Genomic DNA, 5,532 nt, shown 5'->3' with positions numbered 1-5,532 from the left:
CAGAATCGTCGTTGGTCTGGTAACTTGAGGCACTGATTGGCAAGTTGCCTAAAGTTGATACGATGAAGAAACTCTTGGAACAAAACGAGCCCGGCGTCATTTGAAAGTTGACCGCCGTCGGCGGTCACAGTCACATTGGTATTGCATTGCAGGGATAAGCTGGTTAAAGTTGAGATGGTGTGAAGCCTCGCTTTCGTGATGGTTTTTGTCGACTTAACCTTAGCATATAGGCGCACCCAATGGGTGAAACACCAAAGCAGCGCAGTCCCGTGTGAATCATGGGATTGCGCTGCTTTTTTGAAATTCTATGAATAATCCAGGTCCATTATCCTCTTTAGCTTTACCACGACGGTCTGCGAGGGCAGATTCGCCTCCTTGTTTGAATTTCTTGACCCACGCATAAACTTGACCATATGAAACATTGAAGTGCTTCATCGCTTCGATATAGTTATGTTCATTGGCGATCGTCCATTGCGCGATCTCGATTCTCTCGGTTTGTGATGTCTTGCGTCCATCTTTCATTGGTGTTGCCCTCCTAGTGGCTTGAGGTAATTTACCACTAGTATACAGGGAAACCCATTGATAGATCACTGCGGCATTGGGGATACCATATTCCTTGGCAAGCTGCGGATAAGAAGTGTTACCTGCCAAATATTTCTGGACAACCTCAAGCTTCAATTTTTGTGAGTAAGCGCGCTGCGTCCGTCGCACTTTGAGTCCATCCACACCATCGGCTTCATAGCGTTCTATCCATTGCTGAACCTGGCTGTGTTTGACACCGTGAAGTCGTTCGACTGCCATGGTACTCAAACCATCATCAGTAACCAGACCAATGTAGAAGAACTTCTCTTTTAACCTGGATTATTCACCTCAAGCAATCAAACAACTCGCACAAGAAGTGAATCCCGATTCCGGAAAGCCGTATGGGATCAGTGATGCGTGTCGAATTCTTGAGATCTCACGCTCTGCTTATTATAAGTGGACACATCGTAAGGTGACTGCCCACGAGCTAGAGAATCAAGCCATTCTTGCGTACATCATTGAGCTGGAAGAAAAGAATCATTACATCTTTGGCGTCAAGCGACTTATGACCTACATCAACGCTGAAACGCCTTATCACGTTAGTCATGGACGTGTCCGCCGCATCATGCGCCAAGGACATATTCAGGCCTCTATTCGCGTGGCTAAGCACGATCGCAAGGCAGAAAAGAAAGAGTTTCTCTTAACCAACAAATTATACACAGCAGACGTTGGCCACGCTTTCCACCCAATTGCCCCAAACAAGGTTTGGGTAACGGATTGTTCAGAGTTAACTTATGGCAAAGACAACAAGCAGAAGTTACGCCTCAGCGCAGTGAAAGACCTTTACGATCATAGCGTAATCGCTTGGTTTGTCGCCCCTACAGAAACCGCTAAGCTGGTAACGGACACGATTAAGGTGGCAGTTAAGAACAATAATGGCGCTAAGCCGGAGATTCTACATAGCGATCAAGGATCAAGCTATACATCTGGTGTGTATAACACTTATCTTGCCGGTGAAGGGATTGACCACAGCATGTCGCGGCCAGGTACGCCTGGCGACAACAGTCCGATGGAAAGCTTGTGGAGTCATTTAAAGGTCGAACGTTTCGCCTTTGAATATGCCTTATCTGAAATAGAGATGATGAAGAATATTGAAGCAGCAATCAATTGGTACAACGATGAACGACGCCAAGAAACACTAAACGGCATGACTCCAATGGAATACCGGAATCATGCCGTAAAAGAAATTGCATAGAAACTTTAATTATTTGAACTGTCTACTTGACGCGGACCAGCGCCAGCAACACGCTTTTTTTCTGCTTATTTTTCGACGTCTTGGAGCTTTTGGTTATCGTCGAGTTGGGAGATGCCCATTAAATGGCGTTTTTGCAAGATCTGCATTGCGACCCATAATAAGAGCAGACTTAAAATCGCAAAGCCGATTAAAAAGGCAAAGCAGTTGGCCACAGAGCCGGAGTAGATCCCGCTGGTGATGGCTTGACGGAAACCTAATACCGAGTAGCTCATCGGCAAGAACGGATGGATCGCATTGTAGAAGCTGTTGGTGATTTCCAATGGGAAGGTCCCACCAGCACCGCCAAGTTGCAGCATCAACATGATCATCGCCACGAAACGCCCAGGGTTATCAAAGGCCATCGACAGCATCATGACAAAATACATCGACGTGATCGAGAAGATGATCGCTAAGGCATAGAACAACCCGACGTGATCAACGGTTAAACCACCGAGGATTATCAAGCTGGCTTCGATGACCGCCATGCCGATCGCCACTAAGCCGCCGAGAACGACTTTAGACGCGAACCATTGCGTCGGCGTGCCGTCTTTGTGGGAGACTTTGCGAATCGGATAAGCGAAGTTGAAGACCAACGCCCCAACATACAACGCTAAGGATAAAACATAAGGCGCTAACGCATGCCCATAGTTTGAGACATAGCTATAATGTTTTTGCGTGGTGTGAGTTGGTGCGGCAAACATTTTGGCGGTTTCATTGGTCAACTTAATGCCGTTGACTTGCTTGGCACCAGCAGATAAGCTCGTGGCCAAGGTCTTGGAACCATCTTTGAGTTGACCAGTGCCATCCGTTAATTGTTTGGACTTGTCATCTAATTGGCTAGTCCCATCAGCTAACTGGTTGACGCCGCTAGCTAAAGCCGGGGTTTTGCCATTTAACGTATTGAGGCCAGATGCAAGCTGGTTGACGCCACTTGCTAAAGCCGGGGTTTTGCCATTCAAGGTATTGAGGCCAGATGAGAGTTGGTTGACACCACTGGCCAAGGCTGGCGTTTTACCGTTTAAAGTAGTTAAGCCGTTCGCTAATCGGTTGACACCGCTAGCTAAAGCCGGGGTTTTACCGTTTAAAGTATTGAGGCCATCAGCCAATTGGTTGACGCCACTGGTTAAGGCGGGGACTTTACCGTTGAGTTCGGTGAGGCCGCCTTGGAGTTTGCCGGCACCAGTGTCTAATTTAGAAACGCCAGACGTCAGAGCTGGGATCTGTTGATTGATTTTGGCTAAGCCGCCGTTGAGTTGAGCGGCACCACTGGTTAAAGCATCATTGTTAGCCAATAGTTGATCACCACCAGCAACAGCATTTTTTAAACCAGCCGTGAAGGTTTGATAGCCTTTGTTCAAAGCCGTTGCGCCAGTGGCTAAGGACTTGGCGCCTGCGGTCAATTGATCAGCACCAGCAGTTAACTTGTTGTAATCGGCATTTTGCGTGGATAAGCCAGCAGCCATCGCTTGCAAACCGGCATTCAAGGTTGCGGTGCTGTTGGCTTGTTGCGTTGACAAGGTTTTGAGTTGACTGGTTAAATCCGCAATCGCTTGATTGAGCTGGGCATCTTGACCATATTTGGTTTTGGCTAAAATGGTCAGTTGCGTGATATCTGCAGTAATCTTTTTGCTAGTGGCGCTCGCTTGTTGAGTGTTAGTCTTCACGCCAGCTTGGATCTGGGAAATCCCGCCGCGAATCGTGTTGAAGGATTTGTTGACGCCAGCAACGTAAGCACCAGCGCCTTGGTTCAAGGTATCACTACCTTGCGCTAACTTAGAAATACTATCGGTGATTGCCGGTGTTCTCGTTTTGGCATCGCCAGTATTGTTGGCAGTTTGCAATTGCTTAACACCTGAAACTAAATCGCTCGTCCCGCTGGTGTATTTTTGAATACCAGTGTTGAGGGTATCAGCACCTTCACTTAATTGACTGACGCCTGCGGCTAATGGGGAAACTTTTTCATTGAGTTTGGCCGTACCAGTCTTCAAGTCGACGGCACCGTTAACTAATTGTGAAGCGCCAGAGGCTAATGGTTCAACGCCAGCTTGTAATTGTTGGCTGCCGTCGGTGAGTCGTTGGACGCCAGAAGTTAATGGTTTAACGCCAGCTTTGAGTCGATTACCACCATTAGCGAGTTGTTTAACACCTGAGGTTAAAGGTCCGACGCCGGCTTTGAGTCGATTACCACCATTGGCGAGTTGTTGCACACCTGAAGTCAAAGGGCCAACGCCAGCTTTAAGCTGATTGCCGCCATCTGCAAGTTGTTGCACGCCGGAGGTCAACGGCTTGACGCTGACTTTTAAAGTTTGGACCCCTTTGTTGACTTTAGAAACGCCGACCGTGTATTGGGAAACGCCATCGTCTAAAGTGGCTGTGCCATCAGATAATTGCGTGGCGCCACTGGCTGCTTTAGAGAAACCTTTGCCAACCGTTTTGATTTGATCGAACACGGCGCTGGCGTAAGCATTGGTGACGTTAGCGCGGATCTGTTTGTCCAGTTTGTCCACACCGATGCCAGAAATCACTTGCGACAAATAGTTCAAGGAGTCGTTGGTGGTGTATTTCAGTTGCATTTTCTTCGGATGCGCATCTAAAACAGTCGCGGCATGCTTGGAAAAGTTCTTGGGGATGGTGACGACGGTGTAGTACTTGTCATGCTTCAAACCGTCGGCGGCTTTTGCAGCTGAGACAAATTGCCAGCCGAGTTGGTCGTTGTGTTTGAGCTTTTTGACGGTTTGGGCGCCGACATCTAACGTTTTGCCTTGGTAATCGACAGGCACGTCATTGTTGACGACTGCGACTGGCAAAGATTGCGTGTCACCATAAGGATCCCACACGGACTTCAAGAAGAAGATCGCGTATAAAAAGGGGATGAACATAATCACGATCACCGACAACATAATGAGCTTGTTGCGGCGGATAAATTTGAATTCGTCTTTAATCATTATTGAACCTCGTCTAAATAAAGTTGCAGCATTTGGTGATAGTTCACGTCGCGGTATTCGGCAGGCAGATAATTCATGATCTCCAGCACCGTAAAGCCCAAAACACTGGAGATGAACCCTTGGACGTAAGCTTCTTGGGACATGTGATGCAAGGAAACGCCGGCGACTAAGCGCTTGAGCAAATCGATGACGGCTTGCATCGCTTGCACGAACGGGCTGGTTTCAGCGTAGCGGTGCACATAATAGATCAACTGTACCCGATTGCCCGTCGAATCAAAATAATCGTGACTGATTTCGGCAAAACGCTTCAAACTGTCCACGCCTGACCACCCGACTAAACCATGTATGAGCTTTGTATCGAGCTGATCGAGAAAATCAGCGCCTAAAGCTTCGATCACGGCTTCGATATTAGGATAATAGTTGTAAAGTGATTGCGAGCGAATGTCCAAGCGCGCGGCCATTGCTTTAAAATTTAAGTTGGCGACGCCTGACTCGCTAGCCATAACGCCTGCAGTCGCGAGGACTTTTTGCTGATCCAACACGCGATGTTTGACCATGGGGACCTCCTTTTTAATCCTGGATTATTCACCTCGGTATTGGGGACATGAAATCGCATCTGGCCGGTCTGAAAGCAACGTTTGGATCGTTGCGAATACTGACTGAGCGGAGAAGTTGGTGATCGATGCACCACGAACAGACCGACCTAGTTTTCGGCTCGACGCACGACCTATTCAGTTATTCAGTTCAGGTCGCCAACTGATGGGCTTCGTC

At 48.0% G+C, this 5,532-nt stretch carries 3 protein-coding genes and 1 pseudogene; 1 reads left to right on the top strand and 3 read right to left on the bottom strand.

Translation table 11 applies throughout. The features are described from left to right. Nucleotides 1-321 precede the first annotated feature (321 nt). Nucleotides 322-834 (bottom strand): annotated as a pseudogene (locus ACGG90_RS15210) (transposase); the annotation flags it as partial. Nucleotides 835-898: 64 nt separating this feature from the next. On the opposite strand from ACGG90_RS15210, the gene ACGG90_RS15205 reads away from it, so the two are divergent. Then, nucleotides 899-1,777, top strand: coding sequence for an IS3 family transposase (locus tag ACGG90_RS15205; protein WP_390410685.1), 879 nt, complete (start codon nt 899-901; stop codon nt 1,775-1,777). Nucleotides 1,778-1,842: 65 nt separating this feature from the next. Here the strand turns inward: ACGG90_RS15205 and ACGG90_RS15200 are convergent, their stop codons facing one another. Further along, the gene (locus tag ACGG90_RS15200; RefSeq protein ID WP_390410683.1) at nt 1,843-4,761 is read right to left on the bottom strand and encodes a YhgE/Pip family protein; all 2,919 of its coding nucleotides are present in this window, start codon (nt 4,759-4,761) and stop codon (nt 1,843-1,845) included. Next, on the bottom strand, nt 4,761-5,318 hold the full coding sequence (locus ACGG90_RS15195) for a TetR/AcrR family transcriptional regulator (RefSeq protein ID WP_390410681.1): 558 nt from the start codon (nt 5,316-5,318) through the stop codon (nt 4,761-4,763). Before ACGG90_RS15195 ends, ACGG90_RS15200 begins: the two co-directional genes overlap by 1 nt. Between the last annotated feature and the right edge of the window lie 214 nt (nt 5,319-5,532).

The organism is Lacticaseibacillus jixiensis (assembly GCF_042847315.1).
GTDB classification, from domain to species: domain Bacteria; phylum Bacillota; class Bacilli; order Lactobacillales; family Lactobacillaceae; genus Lacticaseibacillus; species Lacticaseibacillus jixiensis.
Note: the sequence above shows the minus strand (reverse complement) of the source record. Positions and strands in the feature narration are given on the sequence as shown.